This is a genomic window from Enhygromyxa salina, assembly GCF_000737335.2.
Lineage (GTDB): Bacteria > Myxococcota_A > Polyangia > Nannocystales > Nannocystaceae > Plesiocystis > Plesiocystis salina_C.
In genome coordinates, this window is sequence record NZ_JMCC02000061.1 from 20,487 (window position 1) to 36,765 (window position 16,279).

Below are 16,279 nucleotides of genomic sequence, written 5' to 3' on the forward strand. Positions count from 1 at the left end.
TGACTGCCATGGACAAGCCCAAGCCGCTCTCCAAGCAAGCTTCCAAGCCAAAGAAGTTCGGCGTGCTCGCCGAGTACGACAGCGCCGCGGCGATCTTCAAGGCCTGCGAGAAGGTCCGCGACGCTGGCTACAAACGCTGGGACTCCTACACCCCGTTCCCGGTCCACAACCTGGACAAGGCCATGGGCCTCAAGCCCTCGGTCCTGCCCTTCATCGTGTTCGCGTGTGGCATGACTGGGGCGGCCTGCGGCCTGCTCTTGCAGTGGTGGTCGTCAACGATCGCGTACCCGCTGATCGTCGCCGGTAAGCCGCTGTTCTCGTTCCAGGCCAACGTGCCCGTGACCTTCGAGCTCGGGATCCTGTTCTCGGCGTTTGGCGCCGTGTTCGGGATGCTGGGCTTGAACAAGCTGCCCCAGCTCCATCACCCGCTGTTCAACGTCGCGCGGTTCACCCGCGTGACGGACGATCGCTTCTTCATTGCGATCGAGGCCAGTGACCCCAAGTACGACCTCGACAAGACGCGCAAGCTGCTCGAAGCAACGGACGCCGTCGCGGTCGAGGAGGTCGACGACTAATGCGCACGCCACAACAACACGCAACCTTCCGGCGCGGCGGGCAACTCGTGCTTGGCCTCGCCGTGGCCGCGACGATGACGGGCTGCTGGGGCAACCGCTCCGAGGATCCGCCGGTCCACGTGATCTGGAACATGGACTTCCAGGACAAGTGGGACGCGCAAGAGAAGACCGAGATGTTCGAGGACGGGCGGGCCATGCGTGCGCCGGTCGAGGGCACGGTCGCGCGCGGCTACCTCAAGGACGATGACCTGCTGTGGCGCGGTCGTGACTTCGACGGCCGCCTCGCCGACAAGCTGCCCGAGAGCATCAAGCTCGACGCGGCGCTGCTCGAGCGTGGGCACGAGCGCTACGACATCTACTGCTCGCCTTGCCACGATCAGAGCGGGCAGGGGATGGGGCCGGTCACGATGCGCGGCGGCGGCTTCAAGGTCGCGCCGGCCAACCTCCACCAGGAGCGCTTGCTGCCGATGCCGCTTGGCTACTTCTACGAGGTCATCACCGACGGGAAGATGCCGAACATGCTGCCCTACGCAGCGCAGATCCCCGTCGAGGATCGCTGGGCGATCGCCGTGTGGGTTCGGGCCCTGCAGATTCACGGCAAGGACAAGGGCTGGGCAGCTGAGCCGGTTGCCAGCGCGGCGGCCAACCCGGCCACGCCGGCTGACCCGGTCAACCCGCACACGGCTGAGGAGGGCGCACAATGAGTGCTCACCACAAACACGTCTCCGACATCGAAGACAAGCAGATCCAGATCGACAAGGCGTCCCTGTGGGCCAAGCTCCCGATGATCGGGGTCGTGCTGGCGGTCATTGGGTTCGCGGTTGGTTACTTCGCGCCAAGCCCCGGCGGCGTGTTCGCCGAGGATGAACACCTGTGGCACGCCAAGCAGTGGACGGCGTACCTCAACGCGTTCATGTTCGTGATGTCGCTGGGCTTTGGTGGGTTGATCTTCGTGATCATCCAGCACCTGGTCCGGGCCAACTGGTCGATCGTGGTCCGGCGCATCGCCGAGAACGCGATGTTCACCCTGCCGTTCATCGCGCTGGGTGGGCTGCCCTTGTTGATGGGCGACACCGGCCAGAACGTGTTCGAGTGGATGCACGTCGAGGAGATGCTCCACGACCCCATGCTCAAGGCCAAGGCCGCGTACCTGAACAAAGAAGCGTTCGGGGTCCGGTTTGGGTCGTACTTGGTGCTGTGGGGCGGCCTGAGCTTCCTGTTCTGGAAGTGGTCGCGGGCCCAGGACAACGCCAAGACCACCGAAGAGGCCGAGGCGCTGTCGTACAAGCAGCGGTTCTTGGCGCCGATCGGTCTGGTCATCTTTGGCCTGTCGATGACCTTCGGGGCGTTCGACTTCATGATGTCGCTCGACCCGCACTGGTTCTCGACGATCTTCGGCGTCTACTACTTTGCCGGCATCGCCGTCAGCTTCCACGCGTTCTTGGCGATCGTGTGCTTCTTCCTGCAGCGCAGCGGGAAGCTCCAGGGCGTCGTCACGCCGGAGCACTATCACGACCTCGGCAAGTTCATGTTCGGGTTCACTGTGTTCTGGACCTACATCGGGTTCAGCCAGTACTTCCTGATCTGGTACGCGAACATCCCCGAGGAGACCGACTGGTTCCAGTATCGGGCCCACGGCCAGTGGCTGACCCTCAGCATCGCCGTGATCCTGGGTCGCTTCGTGCTTCCGTTCTTCTTGCTGCTTCGCCGCAGCTGGAAGCGCAACCCGAACTACCTGGTGTGGATGGCCTTCTTCGTCGTCGGCATGCAGTTCGTCGACATGTTCTGGCTGATCCAACCGCCCTTCGCCCACCACGCGGCGTCGGCGGCGGACAAGGCCGGCGCGGTCGAGGTCGCCACCTACTTCCAAAACAGCATCACGCTCACGGGCGCTGACGTCGGCTACTTCGTCGGCTTCCTCGGCGTGTTCCTGGCGCTGTTTGGGTGGTCGCTGGTGACCAGCAAGCTGGTCCCGATCCAAGACCCGCGGCTCGAAGAGTCGCTCAACCACGAGAACTTCTAGGGAGCTGCCACCATGTCAGACCACGGACATCACGATCCCGGCGGACACGAGCTCGAGGCGGTCAACACCAAGCTGTTGTTTCGCCTGCTGATCTCGCTCTCGTTCATCACCCTCCTGGCCTGCGTGGTGGTGGTGCAATGGTTCTACTCGCAGCGGCGTGAGCTCGACGCCCAGTACGCGGCCGAAGGCTCGACCTTCTTGCTCGAGTACAAGGCCAAGATGGCCAAGGACCTCGAGGGCATCGATCGGGTCGCGCAGGACGTCGCCGGCAACCCCTCGCTGCTGGTCGCGCCGCCGCCTCCGTCCGGTTGGATGCACCCCGACGACCTCGTCGCGGGTGTGGTGGCGGCTCCGGCTGACGAGCCCGCGGGCGATGCCCACGGTGCAGAGGAGCACGACGTCGAAGCGCCCGTGCCCGTCGAGCCCCCAGAAGGTGACGCAGAGGGCGAGCCGGCAGAGGATGACGGCGACGTCGAGGACGACGCCGCGCCCGAGCCCGCCGAGCCCAAGCCCGCCGACGCCGAGAAGCCGGCCAAGCCCGCTGACGGCGACGACGCCGAGAAGCCGGCCAAGCCCGCGCAGCCGGCCAAGCCCGCTGAAGACGAAGCCAAGCCCGCCGATCCCAAGCCCGCCGACGACGGCGAGTGAGATCGCAGCCGAAGTCCCCACTTTTTGCTGAGCCGTCCAAACTGAGCCGTCCAAACGAGTCCCCCATGACCCCGCGCTCCACAGCCTCCAAGCTCTTCGACGTGATCGTCACGTCGCTCGGGCTATTGGTTGCGGGGTTGCTGGTGTTGGGGACCGCGCAGGCCCGCCCGGGCCGCGACGGCCCGCGCCTGGGTGACGCCCGCGCCGGCAAGAACCTCTCGCCCGAGGCCAACGAGATCGCCGTCGACGAGATGCTCGGCGGTCGGCTCGACATGGATCTTGCGTTCGTCGATCACAACGGCAAGTCCGTGAAGCTCGGCGACTACTTTGACGGTGAGCGGCCGGTGCTGCTCACGCTCAACTACTTCCGCTGCCCAACCCTGTGCAGCCTGCAGCTCAACGGCCTGACCCGCACGCTCAACCAGTTCGACTGGCAGCCCGGCGACGAGTACCGGATCGTCACGGTCAGCATCGATCCCCGCGAAGGTCCCGAGCTCGCCGCCAGCAAGCGGGCGTCGCACCTCGAGGAGCTCGGGGTTCAGGATCTAGACTGGAGCTTCCTGACCGGCGACGCCGCGCAGATCCGCATGCTCGCGGCCCAGCTCGGAATCGGCTACGCCTACGACGCGGAGCAAGATCAGTACGCGCACCCGGCCGTGCTGATGTTCGCGTCCCCCGAGGGCAAGGTCGCCCGGTATCTCTACGGCCTCGAGTATCAGCCCAGCGACGTCAAGTTTGCGCTGATCGAGGCATCCGAGGGGCGCGTTGGCAGCCCCGTCGACAAACTCATCTTGTCCTGCTTCCACTACGACGCGTCGTTGGGGGAGTATGGTCCCTTTGCGATGGGGATAATGCGCCTTGGCGGCGCATTCATGGTCCTCATCGTCGGAATTCCACTGGTCTTCGTCTGGCGGCGCGAACGTCGTCGGCGGATTCACCCCCTGGGTGGAAACCCCAGCGAGCTGGAGGCAACGGCGTGATCGCTACTTTCATCCCTCCCGAGAAACTCGGCACTCCCCAGATGTCGGAAACCCCCTGGGAGCTGCTCCCGACCGCCTCGAACCATGCGGCCTCGCTCGATGGCCTGTATGTGTTCTTGACGATCGTCTGTGGCATCTCCTTTGTGCTCGTCATCGGCGCAATGTTGTACTTCATGGTGAAGTACAAGAAGCGCAGCGATAACGACCGGACCTCGCCGCTGACCCACAGCGGCAAGCTCGAGTTCGCGTGGAGCGCGATCCCGGCGGTGTTCCTGATGCTGTTCTTCGTCTGGGGCGAGCTCGACTTCGTCAAGCTCAGCGCGCCCCCGGCCGACGCGATCGACATCCGGGTGACCGGCCAGAAGTGGTACTGGACCATCGAGTACCCCGGGCGGCCCGTGGCCGCGACGGTCGCCGCGCTCGACGGCGAGGTCGCGCCGCTGCTCGTCGTCCCGCTGAACCAGCCGGTCCGCCTGCTGATGACCAGCAAGGACGTGATCCACTCGTTCTACATCCCCGCGTTCCGCGTCAAGAAGGACGTGGTCCCGGGTCGCTACGCCTCCGTGTGGTTCACAGCCATCGAAGAGGGCACGTTCCCGGTGTTCTGCACCGAGTACTGCGGCGACGAGCACTCCTCGATGCTGGCGATCGTCAAGGTCGTCCCAGCCGATCAGTACGAAGAGGCCGTCCGGGCCGCGACCACCCTCGAGCAAGGTGAGGGCGAGACCGTCGAGCAGTTCGGCGAGAAGGTCTACAAGTCGTTCGCCTGCAACTCGTGCCACAACACCGACAGCACCGCCAAGGTCGGTCCTGGCTTCGGCGGCGTGTTTGGCAAGTCCGAGTCCTTCACCGACGGCAGCAGCGGCGTCGTCGACGAGAACTACATCCGCGAGTCGATTTACAGCCCCAACGCGAAGGTCGTCTCGGGTTTCACCCCGCAGATGCCGTCGTTCGCGGGGCAGATCAACGACGACCAGATGAACGCACTGATTGCGTACATCAAGTCGCTCAAGTGAGTCGGGAGCAAGAGCATGTCTGACGACAGCAAGAAATCCCCGCAGGCCGACAAGTCGGCCTCGAAATCGGACAAGTCGGCGTCCACGCCGGAGCCCAGCTATCTGACCGCCAAGCGCGGCCTGATGTCCTGGCTCGTCACCATCGACCACAAGCGCATCGGCCTGATGTACTTGACGGCCACGATGTTCTTCTTCTTGGTTGCTGGCCTGCTGGCCATCACCTTGCGGACAGAGCTGTTCACTGGCCAGCAGGACTTCATGTCGGCGGCGACCTACAACAAGGTCTTCACGCTGCATGGCGCGATCATGGTGTTCTTGTTCATCATTCCGTCGGTCCCGGCGGCGATGGGCAACTTCGTGCTCCCGCTGATGCTCGGGGCCAAGGACGTCGCGTTTCCCAAGCTCAACCTGCTGAGCTTCTACATCTACTGCATCGCCGCGGTCATGCTGATCCTGACCTTGGTGTTGGGCTCGCTCGACACCGGCTGGACCTTCTACACGCCCTACTCCAAGACCACCGGCAGCGCGGTGATCATGGCAACGATGGGCGCGTTCGTGGCGGGGTTCTCGTCCATCCTGACCGGCATCAACTTCGTGGTCACGACCCACAAGATGCGCGCGCCGGGCATGACCTGGAACCGCATGCCCTTGATGGTGTGGGCGCTCTACGCGACCGCGCTGATCCAGGTCATGGCGACCCCGGTCCTCGCGATCACGCTGTTCTTGCTGGTCATCGAACGGACCTTGAGCATCGGCATCTTCGATCCCGCGATGGGCGGCGACCCGGTCCTGTACCAGCACTTCTTCTGGTTCTACAGCCACCCGGCCGTCTACATCATGATCTTGCCGGGCTTCGGGATCATCTCGGAGCTGATCACGGTCCATAGCCGCAAGCACATCTTTGGCTACCGGGCGATCGCCATGTCCTCGGTCGCTATCGCGGTGATCTCGTTCGTCGTGTGGGGCCACCACATGTTCGTCTCGGGTCAGTCCGAGCTCGCGGGCATCGTGTTCTCGTTCCTGACCTTCGTGGTCGCGGTGCCCACGGCGATCAAGGTGTTCTCGTGGGTCGCAACCCTCTACGGCGGCTCCATTCGCTACACCACGCCGATGTGGTACGCGCTGGTGTTCCTGTGGACCTTCACGATCGGCGGGCTCACGGGCGTGTACCTGGGCACCTTGTCGATCGACGTGCACCTTCACGACACCTACTTCGTGGTCGCGCACTTCCACTACGTCATGGTCGGCGGCACCGTCGTCGCGTTCCTTGGCGGGCTGTTCCACTGGTGGCCCAAGATGTTTGGCCGCATGTACAACGAGACCCTGGGCAAGCTGTCCGCGATCTTGGTGTTCATTGGCTTCAACGCGACCTTCATGACCCAGTTCTTCTTGGGCCATCAAGGCATGCCGCGCCGCTACTACGCGTACCTGCCCGAGTATGAGGCGCTCCACCAGGTCTCGACCATTGGGTCGTGGATCCTGGCGGCCGGCTTGTTCCTCGTGCTGTTCACCCTCGTTCAAGCGATCAAGTCCGGCGAGCGGGCCTCCAGCAACCCGTGGAACGCGATCTCGCTCGAGTGGCAGACCGCCAGCCCGCCGATCGAGCACAACTTCCACACCACCCCGACCGTCACCGGCAGTCCCTACGACTTCCCGGAGATCGACAAGTCGGGCAAGCACTGACATGCGATTGCGACTGGAGCGATTTCCATGAGCACCAAGGCATCAGAACACGAGGAGCGTCCGTGGTTCCTCGCTCACCACTTCGACACCGTCGGCCAGCAGATGAGCTCGGCCAAGCTGGGCATGTGGCTGTTCGCCTGCACTGAGGTGCTGATGTTCAGCGGCCTGTTCTTGGCCTACTTCATCCTTCGGCAGCTGTACCCCGAGATGGTGCTGACCGCGTCCGAAGAGCTCAACAAGACCGCCGGTGGTTTCAACACCATCGTGCTGTTGACCTCCTCGTTCACGATGGCGCTTGGGGTCCGAGCGGCTCAGACCAACAACAACAAGGCGCTCGAGCGCAACTTGTTGATCACGATCGGCTGCGCGATCGCGTTCATGGTCGTGAAGTACTTCGAGTACACGGCCAAGATCGAGCACGGGCTGCTGCCCGGCGCGTGGTACAGCGCGCTCGAGCACGGCTACATGCTGCCCAAGTACTCGCGCGTGTTCTACGGCGTGTACTTCACGATGACCGGGCTGCACGGCGTCCACGTGCTCGTTGGGATCGGCGTGCTGTCGTGGATCTACATCCGCGCGCGGCGGCGCGAGTTCAGCTCGGAGAACTACGTCGCGGTCGAGAACGTCGGTATCTACTGGCACATCGTCGACCTCGTGTGGATCTTCCTCTTTCCGCTCCTGTACTTGGTGAAGTGAGGCACAGCCATGGCGCACTCTGACTCCACTGAAAACACCACCGTTTATCTGAACGGTAAACTGGTCGAGAACCCGCACGAGGACCACCACCACGTCAGCCCGGTGTGGGAGTTCTCGCTCGTGTTCGGCGCGCTGCTGTTCCTGACGATCATGACCTACGTGGTCTCGTTCGCCGGGCTTGGGCCGGCGAGCTTGCCGGTCGCGATGTTCATCGCGTTCCTCAAGGGCTCGCTGGTCGTCGGCTTCTTCATGCACCTCAAGTATGAAGATCGCTTCTACTCGTTCTTGTTCTGCGTCACGCTGTTGTTTGTCTCGATCTTCTTCACCTTCGTGTTGTTCGACATGAAGACGACCGCCGAGCTCAACGAAGAGGCCGGCATCGAGTACAAGCGGCACGTCGAAGACAGCGCCGAAGCGGCCGAGGCCGCCGCCGCGCGCGAGGCCGCCAAGGCGGCTGGGGCTGCGCCCGAGCCCGCTCCCGCAGCGCACTAATATGACCCCCACATAGAGCTGGGACTTCGCCGACTGCAGCCGCTTCGCGGCTGGTCGCTTCGCTCCTCGGGGTCGTTTGTTCGCCTTCGTATGTGTGGCCCCCTGAAAGGGGGCTCATTTTTTTAGCCACTCGGCGACTGGGCTCGTGCTAGCGAAGTTGGCGCCGGAGGGCGTTGGCGCCGCAACCTCTCGCATCCGCGCGCGTGCGGGTGGGTGCACGGGACCCCGCGCTGTGGCAAGCTGTCGACGCGAATGGGGCGTTTTTTTCACGTGTGCGCCCGTTCTCTGGTGAGTTCTCGGGCCGCTTCAACCGAGGCTGGGCGTCGAGCCCGGGGGCGGCCATGAGGCTGGTCCAGGTCCGTCGGGTGGTCGGCGCTGGCCCGGAGCTGTCCGCCCAAGCCAGTGCGTCGCCGGTGTTGGTCGATCGGCTCGAGCGCCGGGTTCGGTACCTGCGGGTCTCGCTGACGGATCGCTGCAGCATGCGCTGCACCTACTGCATGCCGCCCGAGGGGATCGAGCACGTGGAGCGCAGCGAGGTGCTCAGCCTCGAAGAGGTCGCGCGCATGGTCGCGGCCTTCGCCGCGTGGGGGGTCGAGCGGGTGCGGCTGACCGGCGGCGAGCCAACCTTGCGCCGCGGCCTGACCTGGCTGGTCGAGCGCTTGGCCGCGCTGCGCACAGACACGGGGGCGCCGCTGCGGGTCGTGATGACCAGCAACGGCGAGCTGATTGCACGGCTCGCCGGGCCCCTGAAGGCGGCCGGGCTCCACACCCTGACGATCAGCTTGGACAGCCTCGACCGCGAGCGCTTCGCCAGCATCACCCGCCGCGATCGGCTCGAGCAGGTCATCGCGGGCTTCAAGGCCGCCCACGCGGTCGGCCTGCCGCTCAAGCTCAACACCGTGGCCGTGCGCGGGTTCAACGACGACGAGCTCGGCGCGCTGTGCCGGTTTGCCTGGGCTCACGACGCGACCCCGCGCTTCATCGAGCTGATGCCCATGGCCGCGGGTCGGTTGTTCGTGCCCGGCGAGCTGATGCCAGCGGCGGCGATCCGCGAGCGCATCGGCGCCGAGCTCGGCGCCGTCGTCGAGCCCGAGTCCATGGATCCCACCCAGGGCGCGTTTGGCCCAGCCCAGTACTTCGTGCTGCGCGGTGGCGCCCACGACGGACGCCGGTTTGGCACCATCGCCGCGATGACAGAGAATTTTTGCGGGAGCTGCAACCGGCTGCGCGTGTCCGCCACGGGCCAGCTGCACGCCTGCCTCGCGCGCGACGACGCTGGGGATCTACGCAGCGCCTTGCGCCATCCCAGCCAGGAGTCTGGCCAAGGGTCTGGCCAGGGGTCTGGGGCGCTCGAGCGGGTCGTTCGCGCTGCGTTGGGTCACAAGCGTGACAGCCACGGTTTCGAGCAAACTGGCAGCGGCGGCCCACAAAAGGCGATGATCAGCATCGGCGGCTAATCGGAGAACCACATGGCACTGAACACAGGCACTCAGATTGGCATCGGCTTGGCCGTCATCGGCGCGGTCGCGTTCTTGGTCTTCTCGTCCCCCGACGAGGGCGTGCTCGAGTACGTGTACGCTGACAAGGTCGTCAGCTCGCCGGGCGACTTCGTCGATCGCGAGTTCAAGGTCCACGGCAACGTCGTCGAGGGCTCCCTCTCGCAAGACGCCAACGACGACACCTACCACTTCGTGATCGAGTTCAAGGGCAAGCGGCTCAAGGTCGTCTACGACAACTTGTTGCCCGACACCTTCGTCGAGGGCGGCGAGGTCGTGCTGACCGGCACCTTGGATGATGAGGCCATGGTCATCCGCTCGACCGAGATGACCGCGAAGTGCCCGTCCAAGTACGAAGAAGAAGAAATCGCGCCCACCAAGCGCACCTGACAGACCGACTGTGAGCACTCAATGAGCGTCGCAACCCTCGGCACCATCACCCTCCTGGTCCTGTTCGCGGTGTGTCTAACGACCATCGCGCTGGCGATGATCGGCGCGCACCGCAAGTCGGCGCGGCTGGTCGAAGCCTCCGTTCAGGGCATCTACGCCGTCGCCACGCTCGCCGCGTTTGGATCGTCGCTGATCATCTACGCGTTCTTGGCCGACGACTTCTCGATCCAGTACGTCCACAACACCAGCGACTCGGCGATGCCGCTGTTCTACAAGATCACCGCGTTCTGGGGTGGTCTAGACGGCTCGCTGCTGTTTTGGGTGCTGCTGCTGAGCGTGTTCTCGGCGCTGGCGGTCAAGGCCAACCGCCGCCGCCACGAGGACATGATCCCGCACGTGATCTGGATCCTGGCCGCGATCGATCTGTTCTTCATCGCGGTCCTGATCTTCACCAAGAACCCGTTCGAGCCGTTCATCCTCGAGCCGGAGCTGGGCGGGAACTCGCGCGGGCTCAACCCGCTGCTGCAGAACGTCTACATGATCATCCACCCGCCCAGCCTGTACCTGGGCTACGTGTCGCTGGCGGTGCCCTATGCGTTTGGCATGGCCGCGGTGATCACCGGGCAGGTCGACGCGGCGTGGCAGCAGAGCGTGCGTCGGTGGACCCTGTTCTCGTGGACCTTCTTGGCGCTGGGGCTGATCCTGGGCGGGCTGTGGGCCTACGAAGAGCTGGGCTGGGGCGGCTACTGGGCCTGGGACCCGGTCGAGAACGCCGGGCTGATCCCCTGGTTCACCGCGACCGCGTTCTTGCACTCAATCATGATCCAAGAGCGCCGCGGCATGCTCAAGCGGTGGAACATCTCGCTGGTGATCCTCAGCTTCTGGCTGAGCATCGTCGGGACCTTCTTGACCCGCTCGGGCATGGTCCAGAGCGTCCACGCGTTCGGTAAAGATCCGCAGCTCGCGTGGATCTTTGGCGTGTTCTTGATCGTGATCTTCGTTGGCAGCTTTGGCGCGGTCGCCTGGCGCTGGCGGCTGCTGCGTTCCCACGCCGAGCTCGAGAGCCCGCTCAGCCGCGAGTTCGCGTTCTTGCTCAACAACTGGGTGCTGCTGGCGATGGCCTTCTTCGTGCTCGGCAGCACGATCTGGCCCACGATCAGCGAGTGGCTGCTCAGCGATCGCATCACGATCCGCGAGAGCCACTACAACCACTACATGGGCCCCGCCGGCCTGGCGCTGCTGTTGTTGATGGGCGTGGGGCCGCTGTTGGCCTGGCGCCGGACCTCGACAGAGAGCTTGCAGCGGCAGTTCTTGATCCCGCTGGTGTGCGGGGTCGTGGCCACCCTGGTGGCGATGGGCTTCGAGTGGTTTCGCCTGCGCACCCAGCTTGGCGGACCCGAGGTGATGCCAAGCGCGAGCCAGCTCGGCGCGGCCTGGCGCGACCACGTGTGGGCGCTGTCCGGGTTTGGCCTGTGCGGGTTCACGCTCGCCACGATCATCCAAGAGTTCGCGCGCGGGCTCGCGGTCGCCAAGCGCAACAACCCCAAGCTGTCCATGCTCGACGCGGGCATCCGGCTGCTGGTTCGCGCGCGGCGGCGCTACGGCGGCTACATCATCCACCTCGGCGTGGTCTTGATGATCTTCGGGTTCATCGGCAAGGCCTACGGGATCGAGCGCAAGGTCAACGTCGTCCCGGGCGAGGTCGTCCCGCTTGGCGACTACGAGATCAGCCACATGGGTCTGCTCGCGACCGAGGACTGGCAAAAAGAGATGATCACCGCCGAGCTCGGGGTCCTGCGCGACGGCGAGCTGGTCGACGTGCTCCGGCCCGCGCGCTGGTGGTACTTCCAGCTGCCGGATCAGCCGACCACCGAGGTCTCGCGCTACATGACCGTCAGCGAAGACGTCTACGCGTCGATGCAGACCGTCGACCTGACCACCGGCAAGACCCAGCTGCGGCTGTTCATCAACCCGCTGGTCAACTGGGTGTGGCTGGGCACGGTGATCATGCTGTTCGGGGCCGCGGTCTGTATTGGGACCCGGCGCGAGCAGGGGGCCAACCATGGCTGAGGCTCGCGCCGAGTCGGCGGCGGGCAAGCCGGCCACGGACCCGGCCGCCAAGCCCGACGGGGGCAGGTCGTTTTGGCTGTTCGTCGCGCTGTCGTTCGCGGTCGCGCTCGCGGTCCTGTTGGGGCTCGCGCTTGGGGCGGGGGCCGAGCTCAACGCGCCCACGCTGGCGCTGGCGGTGGCCGGCGTCGTGATGATCTGGGCGCTGCGGGCCATGTGGGGGATCGTCGTTGCGCTCGCGCGGCCCGGCGTGCAGACGCTGATCGTCGAGGCCGATCTGGGCGCGGATCACTCGTCGTTCGGCGAGCTGCGCGAGGAGAAGCGCCGGGTGTTGCGGGCGATCAAAGAGCTCGAGTTCGACCACGCGATGGGCAAGCTCTCGGACGAGGACTTTCGTCAAGTCGGGGATCGCTACCGGCTGCGCGCGATCGAGGTCATGCGCCTGCTCGACGACGACGATCAGCTGCACCCGCAGCTGGCCGAGCACCTCGCCGCGCTGGGCCTCAAGCTGGCCGCCGCGGGGGTAACACCCAACGTCGAAGCCGGCTCGAACGCCAAGGTGGTGCCCTCATGAGTCGCGCCGGTGTTCGTCCCGTGCTGTTCAGGGCCGCGCTGGCGTGCGCCGCGACGATTGCGTTCGTCCCGGCGCCAACCCAGGCCGCGCCGCCGCCGGGTATGCCCGATCCCGCCCAGATGTCCGGGATCCCGCGGCCGGATCCAAACCTGATGCCGGGCACCGTCACGGTTCGCTGCCTCGACGGTGGGTTCGCCAACCCGGCGATCGGCGTCGAGGTTCAGCTCGAGATCACGACCGCCGCGGGTCAGCAGGTCCGCACGGCGACCAGCGCGGATCAGGGCCGGGCGATGTTCACCGGGCTCGACGAATTCCTGGGCAACCAGGTGGTGGCCACCGCGACCGTGGCTGGCCAACCGCTGCGCTCGCAAGCGTTCACCTTGGGTCCGCAGGCGGGCGTCGCGTTGTTGCTGGTCGCGACTGGCGGCAACGCCGGGACGGCGGGGGCCGATCCTGGCGCCGCGCCGGGCCAGCCGCCGCACACACCACCGGCCGCTGATCCGCACGGCGGCCAGGGGGCGCAGCCCGTGCCCGGCATGCCGTTCCCGCTCGCGGGCCGACCCCGCGGCACGCTGATCGTGGGCGCCTTGGATCTCGGCACCGCCGATCCAGCGGTAGGCGGGATCGCGGGGCCGATCGCCGACATCGAGGTCACCCTCACCGCGACGATCCCCGGCTCCGACCAGCCGCTCGTCGAGCAGGCGACCACCGACGCGGACGGCCGGGCGATGTTCGAGGGGCTCGACCAACGCCTGCCCGAGGGCGCGACGATCATCGTAGAGGCCGTCTTGAAGCCCGGCGAGGCGCCCCGGCGATCGCAGAGCTTCACCCTGGGCGAGAGCGCCTACGCGTTGATCCTGACCCGCGGCGAGCAGGCCCAGCAGGCCGCCCCGCATCAACCCCCGCCCCAGCAGGGCCGCACGCAGGTCCCGCCACCCCGGGTCGATCGCGGGCTGAAGCCGGGCCAGGCCCGGGTGTTGGTGTTCGACGCCCACGATCAGCCCGTCGCGGATCTGCCGGTGATCATCAACAGCAGCCAGTCAACTGGCGGCGCTGGCAATCGCGTGGGTCGGACCGACGCCCAGGGCATGGCGATCATCGACGGTGTCCCCGTCGAAGACGACATGCTCGCGCAGGTCCGGGTCGTCTACGAGGGCGCGCCCTACTCCAGCACCCTGTTCGAGATGCCAGCCGACGCCGGCGCGGTCGTGATGATGCGGGTGTTCCGGCCCACGGGTGACCGCACCCGGGTTCGCAGCGCCCTGCAGATCGACGTGACCCCGCGCGAGAACGACATCGCCGCGGTCAGCTTCAACTACGCCGTGTTCGTCGACGGCGACGAGGCGTTTTGGTCGCCTGGCGGCATGACGTTGTTCGGCCCGCCCGGCACTCGCAGCATGCACATCATGGAGGAGTCCAAGGCGTGGTTGCTGCACGACGGCGAGACCCCTTGGGCCCAGCTCGACCGTCCGCTCGAGCCCGGCGTCGAGCTGCGCCTGAGCTTCGCGGTTGGGCTCCAGCACGACGGCAAGCTTGCGATCGAGTGGAGCACCCCGTTTCCCCTGGTCGAAGACGCCTCGCTCGTCAGCGTGCCCGAGGCCCTCGCGGTCACCCATGGGGTCGGCGGCGCGCCCGAGGTCGATCCCCACGCGGGCCGCGACGGCGGGCCGATCAAGCTGTACGAGCTGGGCTATCAGCCGTTTGCGATCGGCGTGTGCGATCTGCTGGCCCGCTCTGGCCATGGCTGCCCGTTCAGCAGCTGGGGCGGCACCGACGTCTCGATCGAGGTCGAGGGCCTGCCAACCCGCAACCGCGCGTGGCCCTACACCGCGTGGGGTCTGCTTGGCGTGACCGGCTTGGGGATCGCCATCACCATGCTCTTGCGCCGCCGCGTCGGCGTCCGCGAGGCCCTGCTGGCCCGGCGCGACGCGCTGATCGCCGAGCTCGTGAGCCTCGATGAGCGGGGTGGCGACACCCCCGAGCTTCGCAAGCAACGCGCCCAGATGTTGCGGACGCTGGATCGGGTGTACCGGCAGCTCGAGGCGCTGGGCCCCCACGGAACCAATAAGGTCGCGTAGGGGAGGCCGCGTGCTGGATCGCGTGGGCGCCCCAACCAACACCGCGTCGATCTTGCCCGTCGAGCTGCGCGGGGTGACCTGCCGGTTCGGCCGCAAGGCGGTGCTGCGTGGCGTCGAGCTCGAGCTTCGCGCCGGCGAGATCGTCGGTCTGCTCGGGCAAAACGGCGCCGGCAAGACCACGCTGTTCACGATCCTCGCTGGCCTGCGTCAGGGCGACGCGGGCGTGCGTCGGTTCGCGGGCGCCGAGCACCGCGAGGTCGGGCTCGAGGTCCGCGCCCGCCTGGCCTGGCTCGCCCATGATCCGCAGCTGTATCCGCTGCTCAGCGCCCGCGAGAACGTCGAGCTGTTCGTGGATCTGGCCGGCAGCACCCGCCCAAGCAACGCGCCCACCCCGACCGCCGTGCTCGAGCGCCTGGGCCTGGCCGACGTCATCGATCGGCCCGTCGGCACCTTCTCGCGCGGCATGGCTCAGCGGGTCGCGCTCGCCCGGGCGCTGGCGCTGGTCCCGGAGCTGCTGATCCTCGACGAGCCCTTCACCGCCCTCGATCGCGCGGGCAGGGAGCTGCTCGCCGATCTGCTCCGCGCCGAGGCCGATCGCGGCGCCGCCGTGTTGTTGTCGAGCCACGATCTAGACGTCATCGCCCAGCTCGTCGATCGAGCCTTGGTGCTCGAAGCCGGCGTGATCCAGACCGAGGTCCAGCGCGAGCCGCAAGCGACCAGCGAAGCGTTTCGGCAGCGCCTGAGCGCCAGCCTGTGAACACGCAGTCCCACCGGGGTATAAGCCAGCCTGCGCATGCGCCTGCTGCGACAGACCTGGCTCCTGACCCGCAACGACCTCCGGCAAGAGGCGCGGCGGCTCGAGCTGGTGTTGACCGCCGGCTTCTTCACGCTGGTCGTGGTCGTGATGTTCGCGCTCGCGTTCTTTGCCCTCGACGGCGTCGTGCAGCGCAAGGCGATCCCGGGCATGGTGTGGCTGTGCATCGCGTTCGTCGGCGCGCTCACGCTCACCCGGGTGTTCGATCGCGAGCGCGAGTCCAACACCCTCGCGGCGTTGTTGGCCGCGCCGGTCGACCGGCTCGCGATCTACCTGTCCAAGCTGGCGGTCACGCTGGTCGTGCTGCTCACGTGCTCGGCCTTGCTCGTGCCTGGGCTTGGCCTGCTGTTCCCGGCCTCGCAGGTGTTCGCCGCCGATCCGCTCGCGCTGATCGTGCTGATGGTGCTGGGGTGCCTGGGCTACGCCGCCGTCGGCACGCTGTTCGCGGCTGGGCTCGCAACCGGCAACGGCAAGAACGTGCTGTTGTCGGTGATCCTCTATCCCTTGACCACGCCGGTGCTGTTGTTCGCGCTGGTCGCCACGCAGCGGCTGCTGGAAGGGCACCCCGAGCTGTGGGCGACCCTCTCGCAGATCGCCGCGCTCGACGTCGTGCTGATCGGCGTGGGCGCATGGTTGTTCGAGACCGTGCTGATCGGCGCCGCGCACTCGAGCCAGCCGGCCCGATCGCCCGACGCGTCGTCTCGCGCCGCAGCGGCTCGTGCACGATCCACCCCAACGAACTGAGGA

General features: G+C 66.4%; 16 protein-coding genes. All 16 read left to right on the forward strand.

Annotated elements, in window-relative coordinates; all coding sequences use genetic code 11:
• Nucleotides 1-8 precede the first annotated feature (8 nt).
• The 16 genes from DB30_RS22545 to DB30_RS22620 all read left to right on the forward strand — a co-directional run bounded on the left by DB30_RS22545 (nucleotide 9) and on the right by DB30_RS22620 (nucleotide 16,276).
• The gene (locus tag DB30_RS22545; RefSeq protein ID WP_052552396.1) at nucleotides 9-575 is read left to right on the forward strand and encodes a DUF3341 domain-containing protein; all 567 of its coding nucleotides are present in this window, start codon (nucleotides 9-11) and stop codon (nucleotides 573-575) included.
• On the forward strand, nucleotides 575-1,279 hold the full coding sequence (locus DB30_RS22550) for a c-type cytochrome (protein WP_052552397.1): 705 nt from the start codon (nucleotides 575-577) through the stop codon (nucleotides 1,277-1,279). The genes DB30_RS22545 and DB30_RS22550 overlap by 1 nt, the downstream gene beginning before the upstream one ends.
• Nucleotides 1,276-2,598: a hypothetical protein gene (locus DB30_RS22555; protein WP_052552399.1), complete on the forward strand. Its 1,323-nt coding sequence runs from the start codon at nucleotides 1,276-1,278 to the stop codon at nucleotides 2,596-2,598. The genes DB30_RS22550 and DB30_RS22555 overlap by 4 nt, the downstream gene beginning before the upstream one ends.
• A 12-nt stretch (nucleotides 2,599-2,610) precedes the next feature.
• Nucleotides 2,611-3,246, forward strand: coding sequence for a prolipoprotein diacylglyceryl transferase (locus tag DB30_RS22560; RefSeq protein WP_052552401.1), 636 nt, complete (start codon nucleotides 2,611-2,613; stop codon nucleotides 3,244-3,246).
• A 65-nt stretch (nucleotides 3,247-3,311) separates the two neighbouring features.
• On the forward strand, nucleotides 3,312-4,226 hold the full coding sequence (locus tag DB30_RS22565; protein ID WP_052552403.1) for an SCO family protein: 915 nt from the start codon (nucleotides 3,312-3,314) through the stop codon (nucleotides 4,224-4,226).
• A gap of 41 nt (nucleotides 4,227-4,267) precedes the next feature.
• Nucleotides 4,268-5,242, forward strand: a complete 975-nt coding sequence (gene coxB, locus DB30_RS22570; RefSeq protein WP_052552405.1) for a cytochrome c oxidase subunit II — start codon at nucleotides 4,268-4,270, stop codon at nucleotides 5,240-5,242.
• A 15-nt stretch (nucleotides 5,243-5,257) separates the two neighbouring features.
• Nucleotides 5,258-6,925 (forward strand): cytochrome c oxidase subunit I, encoded by a 1,668-nt coding sequence (gene ctaD / locus DB30_RS22575; RefSeq protein ID WP_052552406.1) that lies wholly within the window; start codon nucleotides 5,258-5,260, stop codon nucleotides 6,923-6,925.
• A 27-nt stretch (nucleotides 6,926-6,952) separates the two neighbouring features.
• The gene (locus tag DB30_RS22580) at nucleotides 6,953-7,621 is read left to right on the forward strand and encodes a cytochrome c oxidase subunit 3 family protein (protein ID WP_052552408.1); all 669 of its coding nucleotides are present in this window, start codon (nucleotides 6,953-6,955) and stop codon (nucleotides 7,619-7,621) included.
• Nucleotides 7,622-7,630: 9 nt separating this feature from the next.
• The gene (locus DB30_RS22585) at nucleotides 7,631-8,113 is read left to right on the forward strand and encodes a cytochrome C oxidase subunit IV family protein (protein ID WP_146660131.1); all 483 of its coding nucleotides are present in this window, start codon (nucleotides 7,631-7,633) and stop codon (nucleotides 8,111-8,113) included.
• 341 nt (nucleotides 8,114-8,454) lie between these two features.
• Nucleotides 8,455-9,570, forward strand: coding sequence for a GTP 3',8-cyclase MoaA (moaA, locus tag DB30_RS22590; RefSeq protein WP_052552412.1), 1,116 nt, complete (start codon nucleotides 8,455-8,457; stop codon nucleotides 9,568-9,570).
• A gap of 12 nt (nucleotides 9,571-9,582) precedes the next feature.
• Nucleotides 9,583-9,999, forward strand: a complete 417-nt coding sequence (locus DB30_RS22595) for a cytochrome c maturation protein CcmE (protein ID WP_052552414.1) — start codon at nucleotides 9,583-9,585, stop codon at nucleotides 9,997-9,999.
• 21 nt (nucleotides 10,000-10,020) lie between these two features.
• Nucleotides 10,021-12,069 carry a heme lyase CcmF/NrfE family subunit gene (locus DB30_RS22600; RefSeq protein ID WP_052552416.1) on the forward strand — a complete coding sequence of 683 codons (2,049 nt, stop codon included), beginning with the start codon at nucleotides 10,021-10,023 and terminating at the stop codon, nucleotides 12,067-12,069.
• Nucleotides 12,062-12,640 carry a hypothetical protein gene (locus tag DB30_RS22605; protein WP_052552418.1) on the forward strand — a complete coding sequence of 193 codons (579 nt, stop codon included), beginning with the start codon at nucleotides 12,062-12,064 and terminating at the stop codon, nucleotides 12,638-12,640. The genes DB30_RS22600 and DB30_RS22605 overlap by 8 nt, the downstream gene beginning before the upstream one ends.
• Nucleotides 12,637-14,718: a hypothetical protein gene (locus DB30_RS22610; RefSeq protein WP_165703900.1), complete on the forward strand. Its 2,082-nt coding sequence runs from the start codon at nucleotides 12,637-12,639 to the stop codon at nucleotides 14,716-14,718. The genes DB30_RS22605 and DB30_RS22610 overlap by 4 nt, the downstream gene beginning before the upstream one ends.
• Nucleotides 14,719-14,728: 10 nt before the next feature.
• On the forward strand, nucleotides 14,729-15,475 hold the full coding sequence (gene ccmA / locus DB30_RS22615) for a heme ABC exporter ATP-binding protein CcmA (protein ID WP_052552421.1): 747 nt from the start codon (nucleotides 14,729-14,731) through the stop codon (nucleotides 15,473-15,475).
• A gap of 36 nt (nucleotides 15,476-15,511) precedes the next feature.
• Nucleotides 15,512-16,276 carry a heme exporter protein CcmB gene (locus tag DB30_RS22620; protein ID WP_052552424.1) on the forward strand — a complete coding sequence of 255 codons (765 nt, stop codon included), beginning with the start codon at nucleotides 15,512-15,514 and terminating at the stop codon, nucleotides 16,274-16,276.
• Nucleotides 16,277-16,279: the final 3 nt, after the last annotated feature.